The organism is Variovorax boronicumulans NBRC 103145 (assembly GCF_001591345.1).
Lineage (GTDB): Bacteria > Pseudomonadota > Gammaproteobacteria > Burkholderiales > Burkholderiaceae_C > Variovorax > Variovorax boronicumulans.
In genome coordinates, this window is record NZ_BCUS01000006.1 from 71,991 (window position 1) to 92,272 (window position 20,282).

The window sequence follows — 20,282 nt, forward strand, 5'->3', positions numbered from 1 at the left end:
CTCAGCTCCTCGACCGCGTGGCGAACAGGCCGTTGGGCCGGAAGTACAGCACCGCGATCACCAGCAGCAGGATCGTGGCCTTGGCCATCGAGCCGCTCATGAGGTACTCGAGCCAGGTCTGCGACTGCGCGATGGCAAAGCCCGAGAGCGCGGTGCCGATGAGGCTCTGCACGCCGCCGAACACCACCACGATGAACGAGTCGACGATGTACAGCTGGCCCGTGCCGGGGTTGGTCGAGCCGATCATGGTGAACACCGCGCCCGCGATGCCCGCCAGGCCCGAGCCCAGCGCGAAGGTCATCGCGTCGACGCGGTGCGTGTCGATGCCCACCGCGCCGGCGATGGCGCGGTTCTGCGTCACCGCGCGCACCTTCAGCCCCCACGGCGTGCGGTACAGCAGCAGGTACACGCCGACCGCCACCAGGGCCGTGAGCCCGACGATGAAGATGCGGTTCAGCGGCAGCTGGATGCCCGCCGTCGGCTCCCATGCCCCCGCCAGCCACGAGGCCAGCGGCACGCTCACTTCCTGCGCGCCGAAGATGGAGCGGTAGGCCTGCTGCAGCATGAGGCTCAGGCCCCACGTGGCCAGCAGGGTGTCCAGCGGGCGGTCGTAGAAGAAGCGGATGAAGCCCCGCTCCAGCACATAGCCGAACGCGAAGGTCACGGCGAACGCGAACGGGATCGCGGCGAACAGGTACAGGTCCATGAAGCCCGGCGCGTAGTGCGCGAAGAAGCGCGCCGCCAGGTAGGTCATGTAGGCGCCCAGCGCCATCAGCTCGCCGTGCGCCATGTTGATGACGCCCATCAGGCCGAACACGATGGCCAGCCCGATGGCCATGAGCAGCAGGATGGTGAACAGGCTCACGCCGTTGAACACCTGCATCACCGCGATGTCGAAGTTCATCGCGTTCAGACCTTCGGGAAGGGGTTGGGCTCGACCAGCTGCGGCGATTCCCACACGATGTCGAACTGCCCGTCGGGCCGCGCGCGGCCCACGCGCACCTTCTTCCACACGTGGTGGTTGGTGGCGTGGATGCGCACCGTGCCCTCGGGCGCCTCGATCTCCATGCCCGCGGCGGCGGCCGTGACCTTGTCGACGTCGAAGGACTTGGCCTTTTCCACCGCCAGCTTCCACAGGTACACGCTGTTGTAGGCCACCTCCATCGGGTCGCCGATCACGCGGTCCTGCCCGTACTTGGCCTTGAAGGCCTTCACGAACTTCTCGTTGGCCGGCGACTTGATGCTCTGGAAGTAGCCCATGCAGGCGTAGTAGCCGGCAGCGTTGTCCTTGCCGATGCCGTCGATCTCGTTCTCGGACACCACGGTGGACAGCAGCACCTGCTTGGCGCCGTCCAGGCCCGCCGCGCGCAGCTGCTTGTAGAAGGCCACGTTGGAGCCGCCCACCACCGTGCTGTAGATGCAGTCGGGCTTGGCGGCCTTGATCTTGTTGATGATCGACGAGAACTCGGTGTGGCCCAGCGGTGCGTACTCCTCGCCGAGCACCTTGCCGCCGGCTTTCGCGATGGCGGGCTTGGCGATCTTGTTGCAGGTGCGCGGGTAGATGTAGTCGGAGCCGACGAGGAAGAAGTTCTTGCCCTTCTCGCGCGCCATCCATTCCACCGCCGCGATCACCGACTGCGTGGCTTCCTGCGAGGGGTAGAACACGCGCTTGTCCTGCTCCTGGCCTTCGTAGTAGGTGGGGTAGAACAGCAGGCCCTTGGCCTGGTTGAGCACCGGCAGCAGCGCCTTGCGCGAGGCCGAGGTGTAGCAGCCGATGATGGCCGCCACCTTGTCGCGCTCCAGCAGCTTGCGCGCCTTCTCGGCGAACACCGAGTTCTCGCTCGCGCCGTCTTCGACCACGGCCTCGATCTTCTTGCCCATCACGCCGCCGGCGGCGTTGATCTCCTCGATGGCCAGCTTCTCGGCGTCGACCAGCGAGGCCTCGGCGATGGCGATGGTGCCCGAGAGCGAATGCAGCAGGCCGAGCTTCACGGTGGCGCCGTCCTGCGCGCGGGCCAGGCCGGCCACGCCGGAGGCGGCGCCCAGCACGATCATCGAGCCGCCGGTCTTCACGATCTGGCGGCGGTTGAAAGCGTTCGTCATGTCAAATTCCTTTGCTTTGGTTTTGTGCGAGTCATCAGGAACATCCGACCTTCGGAACCGCGTTTGGGGTGTCTCCTCCCGCCGCGCGGCCCCTGCAAACGAGCGCTGTGCTGCCAGTGCGTTTTCTCCGGGCAAGGCTGCGCCACCGGATGGCGCGCATCCGTTTGAAAAAGGCGTTGTTGCGACCGAAAAAACAAAAAAGCCCGAACCGGTGGTGAAACCGGTTCGGGCTTAATTGCCCGACACCTCGCTGGCAGCACTGGCAGCGGGCGTCGTATGACTGGGAACGATTGCTCGTTGGGGCGGATTCTTCTCAACTCACCCCGGCGTGAACATACGCTCTTTCGCTAATTGGCGAAAGGGCGGCGCGTGTGCTATTCGCGCGCAGCGCCTGAACAGATCAGCTGCGCGGGCGTGCGTAGTCCGACTCGATCCACGCGGTGGCGCTCGAGGTCGTGAGCCGGAACGCGGGCGACACGTTCACGCTCGCCAGTTCCGAGTCGTCGGCATCGTCATACGCCGTGAGCGTGGCCGAGGGGTTGTCTTCGTCGGGCACGATCGACAGCGCCACGCGAATGCGCTGGTCGTTGCGCGCGGTGACCGTCACGCTCTTGTTGAGCGTGGCGTGCAGCTGCTGCTCGTGGCGGCGGATCACCTCGGCGGCGGTCTTCACCAGCGTGTGGAAGGCGGGGGTGTCCAGCGGCTTGGGGTTCTTCTTGTCGCGGCCCATGGTCCAGGGGCCGACGAGCGCGGGCTCGGGGTCGCCGTGGCGGGTCATCTCGACGGCCCAGCCGTCGTCTTCCTCGTTCTTGATGATGCGGGCGGTCCAGAGGTCGTCGCGCCAGAGGCGGGGTTCCTGCAGGGGGAGGTGGTCGGGGGAATCGGTCGTCGTCGTCATTCAGGGAGAAGCTTTGGGTCTTGCGCGGGGCATTGTCGCCCGGGGCGCGGGGGCCGCCGCCGTGCCAACGTACTGTTGCAAGCCCTCGACCAGCGCATCGAAGGCCACGCGGCAGCGCGGGCTGTGGCGCAGGTCTTCGTGCATCGTGACCCAGGTGTCGAGCTTCAGCGAGAGCGCGCGCGGCAGCAGGCGCACCAGCGCGGCATCGCGCTTGGCCAGGCCCACCTGGCACACGCCGATGCCCGCACCCGCGCGGATGAGGGCCAGCTGGGCGAGGTCGCTGTCGGTGCGCAGCGCAAAGGCGTCGCGCGTGAAGCCCGTGACCGACTTGAAGGACTTGATCGCCTCGCGCACGAAGGCCGAGGGCTGGTCGTAGCCGATGAGCGCGTGCGCCGCCAGGTCGTCGGGCGTGCGTGGCGTGCCGTGGCGCGCGAGGTAGCTCGTGTGGGCATGGAAGCCCAGCTCGATGTTCCCGATGCGGCGCGCCACCAGCTGCGCCTGCCGGGGCCGCACCATGCGCACGGCGATGTCGGCCTCGCGCCGCAGCAGGTCTTGTACGCGGTTGGTCGACACCAGCTCGACCTTCAGCGCCGGGTGCGCCTCGCGCAGCCGCGCCACCACGGGTGGCAGCACCTCCACCGCGACCACCTCGCTGACCGACACCCGCACCACGCCGCGCACGCCGTCGCCCTGGCTGCTGGCCGCGCGCTGCAGCGAGGCCGCGGTGCTTTCCATGGCCTCGGCGTGTGTGCGCAGCGCCAGCGCCACCTCGGAGGGCAGCAGGCCCACCTGCGAGCGGGTGAAGAGCACCACGCCGAGCGCTTCTTCGAGCGCCGCCACATGGCGCCCGACGGTGGGCTGCGTGATGCCGAGCGCGCGCGCCGCACCCGAGAGCGAACCCTCGCGCAGCACGCCGAGGAAGGAGCGGTACAGCTCCCAGCTGATGTTCCAGGTCATACGGAAATGTATGGATGATGGTGCATGTTCGGCAATTCCATTCGAACCCCGTCCTGCCCAGAATTCGTCCATCGATCACTGTTCAGGAGCATTTCATGGCACGCAACGACAACACGGTTCTGGTGCTCGGCGCCACGGGCGGCATCGGCGGCGAGGTGGTCCGCCAGCTGTGCGATGCGGGCTGGGAGGTGCGCGCCCTGAAGCGCGGCGCGGTCGAAGGAAAGCGCGAGGGCATCACCTGGCTGGCCGGCGACGCGATGGACGCGCAGGCCGTGCGGCGGGCCGCGAAGGGTTGCGCGGTCATCGTGCATGCCGTCAATCCGCCGGGCTACCGCGGCTGGTCGGAGCTGGTGCTGCCGATGCTCGACAGCACCCTCGCCGCCGCGAAGGCCGAGGGCGCGACCGTCGTGCTGCCCGGCACGGTCTACAACTTCGGCCCCGATGCCTTCCCGCTGCTGGCCGAAGATTCGCCGCAGCGTCCGCTCACCGCCAAGGGCGCGATCCGCGTCGAGATGGAACGGCGCCTCGAAGACGCCAGCCGCGAGGGCGCGCGCGTGCTGATCGTGCGCGCCGGCGACTTCTTCGGCCCGAAGGCGGGCAACAACTGGTTCTCGCAGGGGCTGGTGAAGGCGGGCCAGCCCGTCCGGGCCGTCAGCTGCCCCGGCGACCCCGGTGTCGGCCACCAGTGGTCGTACCTGCCGGACGTGGCCCGCACCATGGTCGAGCTGCTGGCGCGGCGCGACCGGCTCGCGCCCTTCGCGCGCTTCCACATGGCCGGCCATTGGGACGCCGACGGCACGCGCATGAGCGACGCGATCCGCAAGGTGGTGGCCCGGCGCACCGGCGCCCAGGTGCGCGTGTCGGCCTTTCCCTGGTGGCTGCTGGCGCTGGCCTCGCCCTTCGTCGTCACTTTTCGCGAACTGCGCGAGATGCGCTACCTGTGGCGCACGCCCGTGGGCATGGACAACGCGAAGCTGGTGGCCTTCCTGGGCCGCGAGCCGCACACGCCGCTCGAAGAAGCCGTGGAGGCCGCGCTCGACGGCATGGGCTGCCTGCCCGGGGCGCCGGTGGCTGTGCCGGCCTGACCGCAGGTCAGAACACCGACAGCCCGGTGCGCGCCACGAACAGCTCCAGCGCCTTCATGCCCAGCAGCGAGTTGCCGGTGGCATCGAGCGCCGGCGACCACACGCACAGCGTGAGCTGGTCGGGCACCACCGCGACGATGCCGCCGCCCACGCCGCTCTTGCAGGGCAGGCCGATCGAAAAGGCCACGTCGCCGGCCGCGTCGTAGGTGCCGCAGGTGAGCATGAGCGAGTTGATGCGGCGCGTCTGCCGCTCGCCCGTGACTTCGGGTTCGCCGGGGATCGGGTGCGCGCCGTCGCGGCACAGGAAGGCGGCGGCGCGCGCGAGCTGGCGGCAGCTCATGCGCAGCGCGCACTGGTGGAAGTAGGTGTCGAGCACCTCGGCCACGTCGTTGTCGATCTTGCCGAAGCTCTTCATGAAGTTGGCCAGCGCGACGTTGCGAAAGCCCGTGTCGGCCTCCGACTGCGCCACCTCGCCGTCGAAGTCGATGCGCTCGCCGCACAGGCTGGCCATGAGCGCGAGGATGTCGGCCTTGGCGCTGCCGCCCTTGGCCTTCGCCTGGCTCACGAGCCGGTCGGCCACCGCGATGGCGCCGGCATTGATGAAGGGGTTGCGCGGCTTGCCCTGCTCGTTCTCCAGCTGCACCAGCGAGTTGAAGGGGTTGCCCGAGGGCTCGCGCCCGATGCGCTCCCACAGCGCGTCGCCCATGCGCTGCATGGCGAGCGTGAGCGTGAAGAGCTTGGACACGCTTTGAATGGAGAAGGGCGTCTCGAAGTCGCCCGCGCCGGCTTCCTCGCCGTCGCAGGTGCGCAGCGCGATGCCGAACTGCCGCGCATCGACGCGCGCCAGCGCCGGGATGTAGCTGGCCACGGTGCCGCCCTGGCCGAGCTGCAGGCGCAGGGTGGCGACGATCTCGTCGAGAACGGGCTGGAATCGGTGGAGTTTCTTGCTCATGCCGGGCGTTGTACCGCAGGCCGCCGGTTCACCAGCACGATGCCCAGCGCCACGCCGATCAGCGCCACCACCAGCTGCAGCGTGAGCGGCTCCTTCAGCAGCGCCACGCCGAAGATCAGCGCGAACAGCGGCGTGAGAAAGGTGAAGGACGACATCTGCGTCGCCGGGTAGTGCCGCAGCAGCCACATCCAGGTGAGGTAGCTGGCGAAGGCGCCCACCACCGTCTGCAGGCCGATGGAGGTCCAGGCCCAGGCGGAGTACGAGAAGCCCCAGGTTTCGCCCAGCGCGAGCGACAGCAGGGGGCAGACGGCGGCGGTCACGGCCACTTGGTAGAAGAGCGTTTTCTCGGCGCTGGCCGTGGCCAGGCGCGTGGTGCGCAGCGTGAGCGTGGTCAGGCCCCAGAGCATGCCGGCCGCCAGCGCCATGCCGTCGCCGATGAGCTGCGACGAGCTCATGTGGCCGAAGCCTTCGCTGAAGGCCAGCACCACGCCCGCGAAGGCGATGAACAGGCCCAGCCACTGGAAGCCGCGCAGCCGCTCGGCCGGCACCCAGCGCGGCAGCAGCAGCGAGACCCAGAACGGGGCCGTGTAGAGGAACACCGTGAGCCGCGAGGCGCTGGTGTGCTGCAGGCCCAGGTAGATGCCGGCGAACTCGCCCGCGAACAGCAGGCCGGCCAGCAGTCCGGGCCACAGCGTGCCGTCACGCTCGAACAGCGGCACGCGCCGCACCGCGCACCACAGCCACAGCAGCGCCACCGCGCCGACCATGCGCACCGTGGCCTGCCACAGCGGCGGCACCTCGGTCACGGTGGTCTTGATGAGGATCTGCTGCAGGCCCCAGAACGCGCAGCAGACGATGAGCAGGCCGATGGCCAGGGAGTCGAGGTGGGTCTTGCGCTGGATCATTCGCGGTCAATCGGTGGCGGCACGGGCCGCGGAATTCATCCGATGATCGTATCGCGCCGGCGAAGAACCCGTGCGGCGCCGCTCAGTGCCCGGCCAGCGGGTAGGGCGGCTTGCCGCGCGTGCCCACCATCAGGTCGGGCACCACGGTCTCGACCTCGGCCACGGTGCGCGCCGCGCGTTCGAGCCTGCGGGCCAGCGCCGTGTCGGGCACGCAGCCCTGCAGGTAGACCCAGCGGCGCTGCACCGTGACCCACACGCTGCTGCGGCGCACGCCCGGCACCGCGAGCAGCGCGGCGCGCACCTTGGGCGCGAGCGGCTTGTCGTAGCGGTAGGCGTTGCTGTCGGTGCATTGGCCGGCGAGCCAGCAGCTGGTGCCGCGCTCCAGCCGCGAGTGGGTCTGCGCACGGCGTTCCTCGGCGGTGTAGTAGGGGCCTTGCGGCATGGGGCAGGCCGGCAGGCCCGCGGCGACCTGGAAGAAGGGGTCGTCGAACCAGTTCTGCCGCAGCGGCGATGGCTCAGTGGTGCCCTGCGCCGTGGCGATCCGCGCGGCGAGCAGCAGGACGGCCAGCAGCGCGGGGTGCTTCACAACGGGTGTTCGGTGTAGAAGCGCCCGCCGTGGAACAGCAGCGGCGAGGCGTCGGGGTCGTGCGTGCAGCGCTCCACCTCGCCCACGAAGATCACGTGGTCGCCTTCGTCGTAGCGGCTGCGGTTGAAGCACTCGAAGCTCGCCGCCGCGCCCTGCAGCACCGGCGCGCCGCCCAGGCCTTCGGTGTAGGCCACGTCGGCCCAGCGGTCGATGTTCTTGGTGGCGAAGCGCTCCGCCAGCGTCTTCTGGTTGGCGGCCAGGATGTTGACCGCGTAGTGCGAGCCGGCGCGCAGCGCCGACATCGACGCCGCCGCGCGCGCCAGGCTCCACAGCACCAGCGGCGGCGCCAGCGACACCGAGTTGAACGAGTTGGCGGTGAGGCCGACCAGGCTGCCGTCGGCCGCGCGTGCGGTGACGATGGTCACGCCGGTGGCGAACATGCCGAGTGCCTTGCGGAATTCGCCGGGCGAGAAGGTGGGGGGCTGGGCCCGGCGGGAAGTGGTCACGGGAGAACGGACGGCAAGGCGGTGAGCGGCGGAGAAGGGGCCATTTTGGCTCAGGCTCTGGCGGGCTGCTGAACCGGCCCGAGCAACTCGGTCACCAGCCGGGTATAGACCGTGGCGGCGGCCGAGGGCGTGCGGCCTGCCAGCGTCACCAGGCTGTAGTGGGTGCGCATGCGCGACAGGCCCGCCACGGCCAGCGGCGCGAGCGCGGCGGTCTCGGGCGCGAGGCCGGGCGCGTGGGGCGCGAGGATCACCGCGTGGGCCGTGAGCGCGAGGTGCCGCAGCGTGTCGGCGTCGTCGCAGGTCACGTTGAACACGCCGCGGTCGGTGCGGCGGATCTGCCGGTCGAAATGCGCGGCCACCTCGGCCGGCAGGTTGGGGCCGGCCACCGGGTAGTCCATGAGCTGCTCGAGCGTGACAGGCGCCGGCTGCCTGAGCAGCGGGTGCCGGGGCCGCACGAAGAAGGACACCGGCACGTTGGGCAGCCGCGCCAGCTTCAGGCCAGGCTGCTTCTTCAGGTCGCGGGTGTCGGCGATGAACAGGTCGATCTGGCGCCGGTGCAGGCGCTCGCTGAGGGTGGGGGTGTCGGCCACTTCCATGCGCATCAGCAGCTGCGGGTGGCGCTGCGTCATGAGCGAGAGCGCCGCGCGCCCGAGCAGCCCGGCCGCGAACGGGCCCAGGCCCACGTTGAGGCTGCCGAGCGTGAGGCCTTCGAGCTGCTGCACCTCGCGCTGGATCTGCCGCGCGTCGGCGACCAGCTCGCGGGCCCGCGCCAGCACCAGCTCGCCGGCCTGCGTGAAGCGCACGGTGCCGTAGGCGCGGTCGATGAGGCGAGCCTTCAGCGCCTGCTCCAGCGCGTCGATGCTGCGCGAGAGCGCGGGCTGCGACAGGTGCACGGCCTGCGCGGCACGCCCGAAGCTGCCTTGCTCGGCGAGGGCGATCAGGTGCTGGAGGTGGCGCAGCTGCATTTTGCGTTTCGGTTCAAAAGCAAGCGCACATTTTGCATTTGCCAAGGGGTTGGGCGCTTCCGAAAATCGGCCGCTGCCTTCCCGTGCCCCCGTCGTCCGACAGACCCAACCCCGAGACATCGATGACCCGCATTGCTTCTGCCGCTTCTTTCGCGCCTACCCGTTTCTCCCTGGCCCTCGTCGCCTGGGCCTGCGCCTTCACCGCCACGGCGCAGCCGGTGGTCGCGCCCAAGGCGGCCGAGCCCGTCACGCTGAAGGCCAACGCCGACATGGCGAAGGCGCTGCCCTTTGCGAACAAGCAGGACTTCGAGGACGCGATGCGCGGCTTCATCGGCACCGTGCCCGACGCGCTGGTGACGGGCGCCGGCCCGCGCCCGGTCTGGAACATGAAGCCCTACGACTTCCTGAAGGCGAATGAGGCGGCCGACACGGTCAACCCGAGCCTGTGGCGGCAGGCGCAGCTCAATGCCATTCACGGCCTGTTCAAGGTGACCGACCGGGTCTACCAGGTGCGCGGCTTCGACCTGGCGAACGTCACCATCGTCGAAGGCGACACCTCGCTGATCGTGATCGACCCGCTGCTGGCCGCCGAGACCGCGCGCGCCGCGCTCGAGCTGTACTACCAGCATCGCCCGAAGAAGCCGGTCGGCACGGTGATCTACACGCACGGCCACGCCGACCATTTCGGCGGCGTGAAGGGCGTGGTCAGCGAGGCCGACGTGGCCGCGGGCAAGGTGCAGGTGATCGCGCCCTCGGGTTTCATGGAGTCGGCGGTGGCCGAGAACATCCTGGCGGGCAATGCGATGAACCGCCGCTCGCAGTACCAGTTCGGCACGCTGCTGCCGCCGGGCGCGCGCGGGCAGGTCGACACGGGCCTGGGCAAGGCGCTGGCGCGCGGCAGCGTGACGCTGATCGCGCCCACCTCGACCATCGAGAAGACCACCGAGGAGCGCACCATCGACGGCGTGCAGATCGTGTTCCAGCTGGTGCCGGGCTCCGAGGCGCCGTCCGAGATGCTCATGTACATGCCGCAGTTCCGCGTGCTCAACATGGCCGAGGACGTGACGCACAACATGCACAACCTGTACACGATCCGCGGCGCCGAGGTGCGTGACGGCAACCTGTGGGCCAAATACATCGACGAGGCGCGCGTGGCCTTCGGCGACAAGACCGACGTGCTCATCGCGCAGCACCACTGGCCCACCACGGGGCGCGAACGCATCGTCGACCTGCTGAAGAAGCAGCGCGACATGTACAAGTTCATCAACGACCAGTCGCTGCGCCTGCTGAACCACGGCTACACGGCGTCCGAGATCGCCGAGACGCTGCGCATGCCCGCGAGCCTGGAGCAGGAGTGGTCCACGCGCGGCTACTACGGCACGCTGCGCCACAACGCGAAGGCGGTCTACCAGAAGTATCTGGGCTGGTACGACGCCAACCCGGCCAACCTGAACCCGCTGCCGCCGGTGGCGCAGGCGAAGAAGACGGTCGAGTACATGGGCGGCGCCGACGCGGTGGTGGCGCGCGCCCGCGAAGACTTCAAGAAGGGCGAGTACCGCTGGGTGGCCAGCGCGATGAGCCAGGTGGTGTACGCCGACCCGGCGAACCGCGCGGCACGCGAACTCGGCGCCGATGCGCTCGAACAGCTGGGCTACCAGTCGGAGGCGGGCACCTGGCGCAGCGCCTACCTGGTGGGCGCGATGGAACTGCGCAACGGCGTGCCGAAGATCCCGGGCGGCAGCAGCGCGAACGGCGACACGCTCAAGGCGGTGAGCAACGAACTCTTCTTCGACTTCCTCGGCGTGCGGCTCGATGCGGCCAAGGCCGAGGGCAAGACGATGGTGGTCAACTGGAACTTCACCGATTCGAACCAGAAGTTCGTGCTGACGCTGGAGAACTCGGCGCTCACGCACGTGAAGAACCAGCAGGCGGCGGGTGCGGATGCCACGGTCACATTGAGCCGGGCAACGCTCGACGCGATCACCCTGAAGCAGACGACCTTTCCGGAGGCCGTGCAGTCGGGGCTCGTGAAGATCGACGGCAACCGGGCGAAGCTGGGCGAGCTGTTCGGGATGCTCGACAACTTCGACCTGATGTTCCCGGTGGTCGAGCCCCGCAAGTAGGCGGGCTCAGCCGAAGAACCAGTAGCAGACCGCGATCGCAGCCACCACCCCTGCCAGCTCCGCCAGCAAGGCACAGGCCACGGTGTGCCGGGCGCGCTGGATGCCCACGGCGCCGAAGTACACCGCCAGCACGTAGAACGTGGTCTCGGTGCTGCCCTGGATGGTGGCGGCCACCAGCGCGGGGAAGCTGTCGACGCCCTGGGTCTTCATGGTCTCGATGAGCATGGCGCGGGCCGCGCTGCCCGAGAAGGGCTTGACGAGCGCCGTGGGCATGGCGTCGACAAAGCGCGCGTCCCAGCCGCCCGCCTGCACCAGCCAGCGCAGGCCGTCGAGCGCGAAGTCGAGCGCGCCCGAGGCGCGCAGCACGCCCACCGCGCACAGCATCGCGACGAGGTAGGGCAGCAGGTGCTTCGCGATGTCGAAGCCTTCCTTCGCGCCTTCGACAAAAGCCTCGTAGACCTTGACGCGCCGGATCGCGCCGGCCGCCAGGAACACGATGATCACGCCGAACAGCGTGAGGTTGCCCAGCAGCGACGACAGCGAGGCGATGGCCGCCGCCGACAGCGTGCCCAGGAGCGCCATGAAGCCGCCCAGCAGCAGCGCGCCCGGCACCAGGTAGGCCAGCACCACCGGGTCCCACAGCCGCAGGCGCTGCACCACCGCCACCGACAGCAGGCCCACCAGCGTCGAGGCGCTGGTGGCCAGCAGGATCGGCAGGAACACCAGCGTCGGGTCGCTGGCGCCCTGCTGCGCCCGGTACATGAAGATGGTGACGGGAAGCAAGGTCAGTGACGAGGCGTTGAGCACCAGGAACAGGATCTGCGCGTTGGTGGCCGTCACGGGGTCGGGGTTCAGGCGCTGCAGCTCGCGCATGGCCTTCAGGCCGATCGGCGTGGCGGCGTTGTCCAGCCCCAGCGCGTTGGCCGCGAAGTTCATCGTGATGAGCCCGAGCGCCGGATGCCCCGCCGGCACGCCCGGCATCAGCCGTCGGAACAGCGGCCCGAGCAGGCGCGCCAGCCAGCCGACGAGGCCGGCGGTTTCCGCGATGCGCAGGAAGCCCAGCCACAGCGTGAGCGTGCCGAACAGCAGCACCATCACCTCGACGGCCAGCCGCGCCATCGCGAACAGGCTTTCGACCAGCGCCGCGAACACGGTCGGGTCGCCGCCGACGAGCCACCGTCCCAGCGCTGCGAGCGCCGCCATCCCGAAGAACCCCAGCCACAACCCATTGAGCACGCGTTTTTTCCTTCTTTTCGTTGGCTGCCGTGTGTGCCGTTGATCATAGGGCGGCATGCCGCCCCGGCCGGGCTCTGCGGCGCTACAGTGCGACCCATGGCCGCCGCCCTGTTCCGCCTTCGTCGCTTTGTCGCCCTGGTGTCGAGCGGGCTGGCCATTGCCTGGCTCGCGGGCTGCGCCAGCCTGCCGCCGCCGCAGCCGCACCCGGTGCTCACGAACGCGATCACCGACGTGGCCGACACCGACCTGGGCCGGCTGGCCGCCCAGGACGCGCCGCAGGGCGGGGCGGCGGGGCTGTCGGGTTTCCGGCTGCTGCCCGAGGCGGCGTTCGCGTTCGATGCGCGCATCTCGCTGGCGCGGCATGCGCAGAAGTCGCTCGACGTGCAGTACTACCTGATCAGCAACGACGACGTCGGTCTGCTGTTCCTCAAGGAGCTGCGCGAGGCCGCCGCGCGCGGCGTGCGCGTGCGGCTGCTGGTGGACGACCTGTACACGGCGGGCGAGGACGAGGTGTTCAGCAGCCTCTCGGCCTTCCCGAACATCGAGGTGCGGCTGTTCAACCCGCTGCCCTCGCGCGCCGGTTCGCTGCCCGCGCGGCTGCTGTTCTCGCTGGGCGACTTCGGGCGCATCAACCACCGCATGCACAACAAGCTGCTGGTGGCTGACAACAGCTTTGCGGTCTCGGGCGGGCGCAACATCGCCAACGAGTACTTCATGCGCAGCACGGCGGCGAACTTCATCGACATGGACGTGCTGTCCAGCGGGCCGATCGTGCGCCGCATGTCCGAGGGCTTCGACCGCTACTGGAACAGCGAGCACGCCTGGCCCATCGAGCGCATCGCGCCGCGGCGCGTGCCGGTGGAAGAAGCTCAGCGGCGCTTCGACACCCTGGCGCGCGCGGCCGTGCCCGACGTGCCCATGCGCCAGCGCGACATCCTGAACAAGTCGCCGCTCGGCGAGCAGCTCACCACCGGCCGCATCGACCGCTACTGGGCCCCGGCCACGCTGTTCGTGGACGACCCCGACAAGATCACGCGCAAGGCCGAGGCGGCCTACGGCGGCAGCGTGACCGAGGGCGCGCTCGGCGTGATCCAGGCGGCGAAGCACGAGGTCAAGATCGGCTCGCCGTACTTCATTCCGGGCGCGCGGGGCATGGCGATGATGAAGGCGACCATCGAGCGCGGCGGCCGCATCACGGTGGTCACCAATTCGCTGGGCGCCACCGACGAGCCGCTGGCCTATGCGGGCTACGAGCGCTACCGCGCCGACATGCTGAAGATCGGCGTCACCATCTACGAGATTGCGCCCACGCTCACCGGGCGTTCGGGGCGCTTCGGCGACTTCGGCAAGTCGATCAGCCGGCTGCACGCCAAGCTGGCCATCGTGGACGACGAGCGCTTCTTCGTCGGTTCGATGAACCTCGACCACCGCTCGGCCGCCGTCAACACCGAGATGGGGCTGGTGATCGACAGCCCGCGGCTGGTGCAGGACTACGACAAGCTCATGAACGGCGAGCGCGTCAACCTGGGCTACCGGCTGCGGCTCGCGCCGGGCGGGCGGCGCGTGCAGTGGCTGGAATACGACGATGCCGGCGGCGACATCGTGCACGAGGACGAACCGGGCGAATTCCTCTGGCTGCGCTTCAAGAACTGGCTGCTTTTACCCATCGTGGGCGAGGAGCTGCTCTAGGGTTTGTCATGACCGATCCAGTGAGGTGCGTTACATTTCTGTTTGAAATGTGAACTTTTGTCACCGACTATTGGAGGCTTTGATCATGACCGTCCCCGTGCCGCGCGAGTCGACCGCGCCGCTTTCCACCAGCCGCCGCCGCGCCCTTTCCGGGCTGGCCGCCACGACGGCCGCCGCGGCCGGCGTCGGGCTGGGATTTCCGGCGTTCGCGCAGAACCGTGCGATCCGCATCGGGACGACCTTCGACAACAGCAGCGTCGAAAAGGCCAACGGCCAGGGGCTGTACCAAGGCTCCACCGCATTCTTCAACGCGCTGAACAAGGCCGGCGGCATCCACGGCAGCAAGGTCGAGCTCGTGATGGCCGACGACACCTTCAAGCCCGAGGTGGCCAAGGCCAACGCGCTGGCCTTCGAAAAAGACAGCTCGGTGCTCGCGCTGGTGCACCCGCTGGGCACGCGCCAGACCGCCGAGGTGATGGACGCGGTGCCCGGCATGGCCGTGGTCGGCCCGATCACCGGCACCATCGCGCTGCGCAAGAAGACCTCGCCCAACACCTTCTGGGTGCGCGCCAACTACGACCAGGAGGTCGACAAGCTGGTGAGCACGGCCGCCGTGCTGGGCCAGACCCGCATCGGCCTGGTGCATTCGAACGACCCGCTGGGCCAGTCGGTGCTGGCGGCGTTCAAGAACGCGCTGGCCAAGGCCAAGCTGGAGCCGGCGGTGATCGCCACCACGCCCAACACCACGAGCATGGAAGTGGGCCCGGCCGCCGAGGCCATCGCCAAGGCCAAGCCGCAGGTGGTGGTGGTCGGCCTGGCCGGCACGGCGCCGGTGTTTTTGAAGGCGCTGCGCGGCGCGGGCAACAGCAGCTCGGCCTACGGCCTGTCGATCACGGCCAGCGCGCTGTCGGCCATGGGCGACCTGGCACGCGGCCTGGGCTTCGTGATCGTGGTGCCGTCGCCGTACTCGACCAAGTTCGAGATCGTGCGCCGCTACCAGGCCGACATGGTGGCCAACGGCACCAAGGATTTTTCGCTCACCAGCCTGGAGGGCTACATGAACGCCGCCGTGCTGGCCGAGGGCCTGCGCCGCGCCGGCCCCGCGCCGACGCGCGCCGCCGTGCTCGGCGGCATGGCGAGCATCGAGAACTTCGACCTGGGTGGCGTGAAGATCAATTACGGCCGCTCCAACCGCGAAGGCGGCCAGTTCGTGGACGTGGCCGTGATCGGCAGCCGCGGGCAGATGCTGAGCTGATGCGGTCGAGGCGTACCGCGCGCTGCGGCGCGCGGTAGCGCCTGCCGGTACGCCGGCACACGCATGGCCCTGTCGCGGGCCGGCGTGCTTACAGTGCGGCCATGACCCTCGAACTCATCCTGGGCCTCGGCCTGCTGGCCCTGGTGCTGCTGGACCTGGCCCTGTTCTTCCTCGTGCGCTGGGCCGTGCTGCGCGAGCATCTCGGCCCGCTGGTGGCCAGCCTCGTCTACGGCCTGTGCCTGGCCGTGCTGCCGTACTTCGTGTGGTGGGGCCTGGGCACCCACGTGCTGTTCGGCAAGGACACGACCTTCCTGGCGCCCGTGGTGGACGTCGGCCTGGCCTTCATCCTCTACACCTGCGTGTGGCTGTCGTGGGGCGTGAGCCTGATCGCCGGGGGGCTGGCGTCGTGGCGTTTCTTCGTGCGGGCCCGGCGGATCGGCCTGGCCTGACGGCTCAGCCGGCCGGCGCCTCGGCGATGCCGACGCCCAGCAGGCCTTCGAGCAAGTCCTTGTCGGCCGCCAGCGCCGCGCTCGGGCCGGCATGCACGACGGTGCCGCGCTCCAGCACGATCGCCTGGTGCGTCATGTCCAGGGCCAGCACCGGGTGCTGCTCCACCACGATCGAGGCCAGGCCTTCGGATTCGCACAGGCGCCGGATCGCCGCCGCCAGCTCTTCCACGATGATCGGCGCGAGGCCTTCCATGGGCTCGTCGAGCAGCAGCAGCTTCGGGTTGGTCATGAGCGCGCGGCCGATGGCCAGCATCTGCTGCTCGCCGCCCGAGAGCTGGTTGCCGTAGTTGCCGCGCCGCTCGCGCAGGCGCGGAAAGAATTCGTACACGCGCTGCAAGGTCCAGCTGCCGGGGCGGGCGATCACCGTGAGGTTTTCTTCCACCGTGAGCGAGGGGAACACCTCGCGCTCCTGCGGCACCCAGCCCAGCCCCGCACGCACGCGCTGGTGCGCGGGCCAGCGCGTGATGTCGGCGCCCTGCCAGCGGATCGCGCCCTGCATCACGCGGGTGTTGCCCATCAGCGTTTCGAGCAGCGTGGTCTTGCCCACGCCGTTGCGCCCGAGGATGGCCAGGCTTTCGCCGGGCCGCAGCGAGAAGTCGAGGCGGTCGAGGACCACGGCGTTGCCGTAGCCGGCGGTGACGCGGTCGAAGGCGAGTGCGGCGGTTTCAGCCATGGTGGTGCGAGCTTCCCAGGTAGACCTCGCGCACGCGCGGGTCGGCGCCGATCTCGGCGGGCGTGCCTTCGGTCAGGATGCGTCCGCCCACCAGCACCGAGATGCGGCGCGCAAAGCGGAACACGAGCTTCATGTCGTGCTCGATGAAGAGCACGCTGATGTCGGCCGGCAGCGCCGCGATGGCTTCGAAGAGTTCGCCGCTCTCGTCCTCCGGCACGCCGGCGGCGGGCTCGTCGAGCAGCAGGATGCGGGGCTTGGCGGCGAGCGCCAGCGCGATCTCGAGCAGCCGCTGCTTGCCGTAGGCCAGCTCGGCCACGGGCACGTCGGCCAGGGTGTCGAGCTTCAGCGTGGCCAGCAGCGCATGCGCTTCGTCGAACACGGCGGTGCAGCCCTTGAGCGGCCGCCACCAGGTGGCGCCCAGCCCTTCGCGCTCGCTGATCGCGAGCACCACCGACAGCAGCGGCGTGAGGCTGGGGAACAGCGTGTTGATCTGGAAGGTGCGCGCCAGCCCCATGCGGGCGCGCTTGTCGCCGGGCAGGCGCGTGATGTCGCGCGCGCCCAGGTGGATCTGGCCGCTGGTGGGCTTGAACACGCCCGTGAGCAGGTTGATGAGCGTGGTCTTGCCGGCGCCGTTGGGGCCGATCAGCGCCTGCCGCGCACCGGGCTCGAGCGACAGGTTGACGTCGCTCACAGCCTGGAAGGCGCCGAAGCGGATGCCCAGGTTCTGCGTGCGCAGCGCGTGCGTGGTGGTGGTGGTGGTGGTCGAGCTCATCGCGTCTTCCCCGTGCGCACCACGCGCGAGAGCGCGCCCATGATCCCGCCGCGCCCGAGCATGACGGCCGCGATCAGGAAGATGCCGAGCCAGAACATCCAGTACTGCGGGTTCATGTCGGCGAACCAGTCGTGCACCAGCATGTAGACGATGGCGCCGATGAGGCCGCCGTACAGCCGCCCGGTGCCGCCGAGCACGAGGATGATCAGGACTTCGGCCGAGCGGTTGAAGCTGATCGATTCGATGCCGACGAACTGCGTGGTCTGCGCCAGCAGCGCGCCCGCCACGCCGGCCACGGCGGCCGACATCGCGTAGGCCATGCGCAGGCGCGCTTCCACCGGCGAGCCGATGGCCGTCATGCGCTTGCGGCTGTCGTGGATGCCGCGCAGCGCCAGGCCGAAGGGCGAGCGCAGCACCAGCCGCACCAGCAGGAACATCGCGAGCACCACGCCGAAGGCATAGCCGAACGCGGTCTTGCCGTAGAGGTCGAAGTCGAACAGGCCCAGCACCGGCGCGATGACCACGCCCTGCAGGCCGTCGGTACCGCCCGTGATGCCCGAGAGCCGGTTGGCCAGCTCGAACAGCAGCACGCACACGCCGATGGTGATCATCAGCCGCGTGAGGTCCGCGCCGCGCACCACGAGGTAGCTCAGCACGTAGCCCAGCAGGCCGCACACGGCGAGCGCGAACGCCAGGCCGGTGAAGGGCTCGCTCCAGCCGTACTTGGCGAGCAGGCCGGCCGCATAGGCGCCCGCGCCGAAGAAGGCGGCGTGGCCCACGGTGAGGATGCCTGCGTAGCCCAGCGCCATGTCCAGCGACACGGCGAAGAGCCCGAAGATCATGATCTGGCTCATCAGCGTGAGCTTGTCGGGCAAGAGGAAGAAGCTCGACGCGAGCGCGAGCCAGAAGGCGATTTCGGCCACGCGCAGCTGTGCGGGGGACAGGCTCAGCGGCTTCATGCGAGCCCCTTCTTGGCGACGATGCCGTTCGGGCGCACCAGCAGCATGACGATCATGAACACGTAGATGAGAAAGGCGCCCGTTTCAGGCAGGTAGTACTTGCCCGCCACGTCGACGATGCCGACCAGCAGCGCCGCAATGAACGGCCCGGTGACGGTGCCCGCACCGCCCACGCACACCACCATCAGGAAGTAGACGAGGTACTTGAGCGGGAACGACGGCTCCAGCCCCAGCATGCCCAGGCTCAGCGCGCCGCCCAGGCCCGCCAGGCCGCAGCCCAGAGAGAAGGTCAGAAAGAACAGGCGCTGCACGTGGATGCCCGTGCCGCCCGCCACGCGCTGGTTGTCGACCGCGGCGCGCACCATCGCGCCGTAGCGCGTCTTGCCCAGGCCCAGCAGCAGCGCGACCAGCACGGCCACGCCGCAGCCGATGAGGAACAGGCGATAGCGGCCCACTTCGAGGCCGAGCAACGACACCTGGCCTTCGAGCGCCTTTGGCAGCGTGAAGGGCTGCATCGTCGGGCCGAAGAAGTAGGTGAAGGCGGCGATCGAGACGAACACCACGCCGATCGACAGCAGCACCTGGTCCAGCGGGTGCGCGCGGTACAGCCGCCGGTAGAACACGAACTCCAGCACCGCGCCCACCACCGCCGCCGCCACGAAGGCCGCCGCCAGCGAGAGCCCGAAGCCCAGGCCCCACTGGTTCATGAGCACGCTGGCCGCGTAGCCGCCCACCATCGCGAAACTGCCGTGCGCGAGGTTGACGAAATTCATGAGTCCCATCGTGATGGACAGGCCCACGCCGATGAGAAACAGGAGCATGCCGTAGGCCACCCCATCGAAGATCACGATACCCATGAATTTCCTGCTTGCTGCGTGCTGGCTGGCGTTGGCTTACTTGGGAGCGGCTTCCTTGGCCGGGTCCTTGACGCGCTCGAACTTGTCGAACTCCACGTTCACCAACTGGCCGTTGGCGCGCTCGGTCTTGCGGATGTAGACGGTCTGCACGATGTCGCGCGTGGCGGCATCGATCTCGATCGGGCCGCGCGGGCTCTCGAAGCTCAGGCCCTTGAGCGCGTCCATGAACTTGTCGCCGGCGGTGTCGCCCTTGGTCTTGGCCAGCGCCAGGTCGATGGCGGCCATGGTGTCGTAGGCGGTCACGGCGAAGTAGCTCGGGCGCAGCTTGGTGCCGTTGTCGGCGGCGAAGTCCTTCACGAACTTCTGGTTCTTCGGCGAGTTGTGCGCGAACGAGTAGTGGTGGCTGGTCACGAGGCCCAGCGCCACGTCGCCGGTGGCGTCCAGGTAGCTGTCGTCGGTGGCTTCGCCGGTGGCAAAGAGCTTGATGCCGGCCTGCTCCATGCCGCGCTCCTTCCACACCTTGAGGAAGGCCGGCGGCATCACGCCCGAGGGGAAGAAGAAGAACACGGCCTGGGGCTTGGCGTCCTTGATGCGCTGCACGTAGGCCGAGAAGTCGGGGTTGTTCATCGGCGTGCGCACCTCGCCCGAGACCTTGCCGCCGCCGGCGGTGAAGGCCTTCTTGAACGCGGTCTCGGCATCGACGCCCGAGGCGTAGTCGGCGACCACGGTGTAGGCGTCCTTCACGCCCTGCTTGAGCATGTAGCGCGCCATCGGGTCGGTGACCTGCTGCACAGTGAACGACAGGCGCGCCACGTAGGGCGAGCTGGTGGTGATGGCCGAGGAGGCGGCGTTCATCACCAGCGTGGGGATCTTGGCCTGCGTGGCGATGGCGCCCACGGCGTACGCGTTGGGGCTGAAGTCCAGGCCGGTGAGCACGTTCACCTTGTCGCGCACGATGAGCTCCTGCGCGATGCGCTTGGCGGCATCGGGCGCGGGACCGGCGGTGTCCTTCTTGATGATCTCGACGGTGCGACCGCCCACCTTGCCGCCGTGCTCCTTCAGGTACAGCGCGATGCCGGCGTCGAACTGGCGGCCGTAGTCGGCGTAGGGGCCGGAGTAGGTCGCGATGAGGCCGATGCGCAGCGGCTCCGTGGTCTGGGCTTGAGCGGCACCCGCCATGCCGAGGCCGGCGAGCAGCAGGGTCGAGAGGAGGGTTCGCTTGGTCATCGTCGTCGTCATGAAAAAACGCCTT

20 protein-coding genes are annotated in these 20,282 nt (G+C 69.2%); 5 read left to right on the forward strand and 15 right to left on the reverse strand.

The genetic code is table 11. The features are described 5' to 3' along the window. Position 1: 1 nt before the first annotated feature. The 4 genes from urtB to VBO01S_RS03350 form a co-directional block, all read right to left on the reverse strand. Positions 2–904 (reverse strand): urea ABC transporter permease subunit UrtB, encoded by a 903-nt coding sequence (gene urtB / locus VBO01S_RS03335; RefSeq protein ID WP_062470432.1) that lies wholly within the window; start codon positions 902–904, stop codon positions 2–4. A gap of 5 nt (positions 905–909) precedes the next feature. Then, positions 910–2,103: an urea ABC transporter substrate-binding protein gene (gene urtA / locus VBO01S_RS03340; RefSeq protein WP_062470435.1), complete on the reverse strand. Its 1,194-nt coding sequence runs from the start codon at positions 2,101–2,103 to the stop codon at positions 910–912. Positions 2,104–2,503: 400 nt separating this feature from the next. Continuing rightward, positions 2,504–3,001: a hypothetical protein gene (locus VBO01S_RS03345; protein WP_062470438.1), complete on the reverse strand. Its 498-nt coding sequence runs from the start codon at positions 2,999–3,001 to the stop codon at positions 2,504–2,506. Further along, positions 3,002–3,958, reverse strand: coding sequence for a LysR family transcriptional regulator (locus tag VBO01S_RS03350; RefSeq protein WP_062470441.1), 957 nt, complete (start codon positions 3,956–3,958; stop codon positions 3,002–3,004). 95 nt (positions 3,959–4,053) lie between these two features. On the opposite strand from VBO01S_RS03350, the gene VBO01S_RS03355 reads away from it, so the two are divergent. After that, positions 4,054–5,043 (forward strand): NAD-dependent epimerase/dehydratase family protein, encoded by a 990-nt coding sequence (locus tag VBO01S_RS03355; protein ID WP_062470444.1) that lies wholly within the window; start codon positions 4,054–4,056, stop codon positions 5,041–5,043. 7 nt (positions 5,044–5,050) lie between these two features. Here VBO01S_RS03355 and VBO01S_RS03360 read toward each other — a convergent pair whose 3' ends face one another. From VBO01S_RS03360 to VBO01S_RS03380, 5 genes are all read right to left on the reverse strand, one after another. After that, complete coding sequence (locus VBO01S_RS03360; RefSeq protein ID WP_062470446.1) at positions 5,051–5,995, reverse strand: glutaminase; 945 nt, start codon at positions 5,993–5,995, stop codon at positions 5,051–5,053. Continuing rightward, entirely contained in the window at positions 5,992–6,900 is a 909-nt protein-coding gene (locus tag VBO01S_RS03365; RefSeq protein ID WP_062470449.1) for a DMT family transporter, read from the reverse strand. The genes VBO01S_RS03360 and VBO01S_RS03365 overlap by 4 nt, the downstream gene beginning before the upstream one ends. An 82-nt stretch (positions 6,901–6,982) precedes the next feature. Further along, a complete protein-coding gene (locus tag VBO01S_RS03370) occupies positions 6,983–7,486 on the reverse strand; it encodes a BON domain-containing protein (protein ID WP_062470452.1) in 504 nt (167 codons plus the stop codon). Then, positions 7,483–7,992 carry a flavin reductase family protein gene (locus VBO01S_RS03375; RefSeq protein ID WP_062470454.1) on the reverse strand — a complete coding sequence of 170 codons (510 nt, stop codon included), beginning with the start codon at positions 7,990–7,992 and terminating at the stop codon, positions 7,483–7,485. Before VBO01S_RS03375 ends, VBO01S_RS03370 begins: the two co-directional genes overlap by 4 nt. A 50-nt stretch (positions 7,993–8,042) precedes the next feature. Beyond that, positions 8,043–8,957 carry a LysR family transcriptional regulator gene (locus VBO01S_RS03380; protein WP_062470457.1) on the reverse strand — a complete coding sequence of 305 codons (915 nt, stop codon included), beginning with the start codon at positions 8,955–8,957 and terminating at the stop codon, positions 8,043–8,045. A gap of 122 nt (positions 8,958–9,079) precedes the next feature. Here VBO01S_RS03380 and VBO01S_RS03385 point away from each other — a divergent pair, with 122 nt between their 5' ends. Beyond that, a complete protein-coding gene (locus VBO01S_RS03385) occupies positions 9,080–11,080 on the forward strand; it encodes an alkyl/aryl-sulfatase (protein ID WP_062470459.1) in 2,001 nt (666 codons plus the stop codon). Between the two features lie 6 nt (positions 11,081–11,086). Here the strand turns inward: VBO01S_RS03385 and VBO01S_RS03390 are convergent, their stop codons facing one another. After that, positions 11,087–12,316 carry a spore maturation protein gene (locus tag VBO01S_RS03390; RefSeq protein WP_062470462.1) on the reverse strand — a complete coding sequence of 410 codons (1,230 nt, stop codon included), beginning with the start codon at positions 12,314–12,316 and terminating at the stop codon, positions 11,087–11,089. Positions 12,317–12,412: 96 nt separating this feature from the next. On the opposite strand from VBO01S_RS03390, the gene VBO01S_RS03395 reads away from it, so the two are divergent. From VBO01S_RS03395 to VBO01S_RS03405, 3 genes are all read left to right on the forward strand, one after another. After that, on the forward strand, positions 12,413–14,005 hold the full coding sequence (locus VBO01S_RS03395) for a phospholipase D family protein (protein ID WP_062470465.1): 1,593 nt from the start codon (positions 12,413–12,415) through the stop codon (positions 14,003–14,005). Positions 14,006–14,090: 85 nt separating this feature from the next. Then, positions 14,091–15,260: an ABC transporter substrate-binding protein gene (locus VBO01S_RS03400; protein ID WP_062470539.1), complete on the forward strand. Its 1,170-nt coding sequence runs from the start codon at positions 14,091–14,093 to the stop codon at positions 15,258–15,260. A 101-nt stretch (positions 15,261–15,361) separates the two neighbouring features. Continuing rightward, positions 15,362–15,709 (forward strand): hypothetical protein, encoded by a 348-nt coding sequence (locus tag VBO01S_RS03405; protein ID WP_062470467.1) that lies wholly within the window; start codon positions 15,362–15,364, stop codon positions 15,707–15,709. A gap of 4 nt (positions 15,710–15,713) precedes the next feature. Here VBO01S_RS03405 and VBO01S_RS03410 read toward each other — a convergent pair whose 3' ends face one another. Genes VBO01S_RS03410 through VBO01S_RS03430 form a run of 5 tightly spaced genes read right to left on the reverse strand, consistent with a single transcriptional unit; the run spans position 15,714 to position 20,269 of the window. Next, positions 15,714–16,442, reverse strand: a complete 729-nt coding sequence (locus VBO01S_RS03410) for an ABC transporter ATP-binding protein (protein WP_062470470.1) — start codon at positions 16,440–16,442, stop codon at positions 15,714–15,716. Next, a complete protein-coding gene (locus VBO01S_RS03415; RefSeq protein ID WP_062470473.1) occupies positions 16,435–17,214 on the reverse strand; it encodes an ABC transporter ATP-binding protein in 780 nt (259 codons plus the stop codon). The genes VBO01S_RS03410 and VBO01S_RS03415 overlap by 8 nt, the downstream gene beginning before the upstream one ends. Continuing rightward, on the reverse strand, positions 17,211–18,173 hold the full coding sequence (locus VBO01S_RS03420; RefSeq protein ID WP_062470475.1) for a branched-chain amino acid ABC transporter permease: 963 nt from the start codon (positions 18,171–18,173) through the stop codon (positions 17,211–17,213). The genes VBO01S_RS03415 and VBO01S_RS03420 overlap by 4 nt, the downstream gene beginning before the upstream one ends. After that, entirely contained in the window at positions 18,170–19,030 is an 861-nt protein-coding gene (locus tag VBO01S_RS03425; protein WP_062470478.1) for a branched-chain amino acid ABC transporter permease, read from the reverse strand. The genes VBO01S_RS03420 and VBO01S_RS03425 overlap by 4 nt, the downstream gene beginning before the upstream one ends. A 36-nt stretch (positions 19,031–19,066) precedes the next feature. Then, positions 19,067–20,269, reverse strand: a complete 1,203-nt coding sequence (locus VBO01S_RS03430; protein WP_062470481.1) for an ABC transporter substrate-binding protein — start codon at positions 20,267–20,269, stop codon at positions 19,067–19,069. Positions 20,270–20,282: the final 13 nt, after the last annotated feature.

Excerpts from the sequence above, each read along its gene's own strand:
- VBO01S_RS03430 (WP_062470481.1), bottom strand. The coding sequence starts at position 20,269 with ATGACGACGACGATGACCAAGCGAACCCTCCTCTCGACCCTGCTGCTC.
- VBO01S_RS03360 (WP_062470446.1), bottom strand. The coding sequence starts at position 5,995 with ATGAGCAAGAAACTCCACCGATTCCAGCCCGTTCTCGACGAGATCGTC.
- VBO01S_RS03380 (WP_062470457.1), bottom strand. The coding sequence starts at position 8,957 with ATGCAGCTGCGCCACCTCCAGCACCTGATCGCCCTCGCCGAGCAAGGC.
- VBO01S_RS03400 (WP_062470539.1), top strand. The coding sequence starts at position 14,091 with ATGACCGTCCCCGTGCCGCGCGAGTCGACCGCGCCGCTTTCCACCAGC.
- VBO01S_RS03420 (WP_062470475.1), bottom strand. The coding sequence starts at position 18,173 with ATGAAGCCGCTGAGCCTGTCCCCCGCACAGCTGCGCGTGGCCGAAATC.
- VBO01S_RS03415 (WP_062470473.1), bottom strand. The coding sequence starts at position 17,214 with ATGAGCTCGACCACCACCACCACCACCACGCACGCGCTGCGCACGCAG.
- urtB (WP_062470432.1), bottom strand. The coding sequence starts at position 904 with ATGAACTTCGACATCGCGGTGATGCAGGTGTTCAACGGCGTGAGCCTG.
- VBO01S_RS03410 (WP_062470470.1), bottom strand. The coding sequence starts at position 16,442 with ATGGCTGAAACCGCCGCACTCGCCTTCGACCGCGTCACCGCCGGCTAC.
- VBO01S_RS03405 (WP_062470467.1), top strand. The coding sequence starts at position 15,362 with ATGACCCTCGAACTCATCCTGGGCCTCGGCCTGCTGGCCCTGGTGCTG.
- VBO01S_RS03355 (WP_062470444.1), top strand. The coding sequence starts at position 4,054 with ATGGCACGCAACGACAACACGGTTCTGGTGCTCGGCGCCACGGGCGGC.
- VBO01S_RS03365 (WP_062470449.1), bottom strand. The coding sequence starts at position 6,900 with ATGATCCAGCGCAAGACCCACCTCGACTCCCTGGCCATCGGCCTGCTC.
- VBO01S_RS03345 (WP_062470438.1), bottom strand. The coding sequence starts at position 3,001 with ATGACGACGACGACCGATTCCCCCGACCACCTCCCCCTGCAGGAACCC.
- VBO01S_RS03425 (WP_062470478.1), bottom strand. The coding sequence starts at position 19,030 with ATGGGTATCGTGATCTTCGATGGGGTGGCCTACGGCATGCTCCTGTTT.
- VBO01S_RS03350 (WP_062470441.1), bottom strand. The coding sequence starts at position 3,958 with ATGACCTGGAACATCAGCTGGGAGCTGTACCGCTCCTTCCTCGGCGTG.
- VBO01S_RS03385 (WP_062470459.1), top strand. The coding sequence starts at position 9,080 with ATGACCCGCATTGCTTCTGCCGCTTCTTTCGCGCCTACCCGTTTCTCC.
- urtA (WP_062470435.1), bottom strand. The coding sequence starts at position 2,103 with ATGACGAACGCTTTCAACCGCCGCCAGATCGTGAAGACCGGCGGCTCG.
- VBO01S_RS03395 (WP_062470465.1), top strand. The coding sequence starts at position 12,413 with ATGGCCGCCGCCCTGTTCCGCCTTCGTCGCTTTGTCGCCCTGGTGTCG.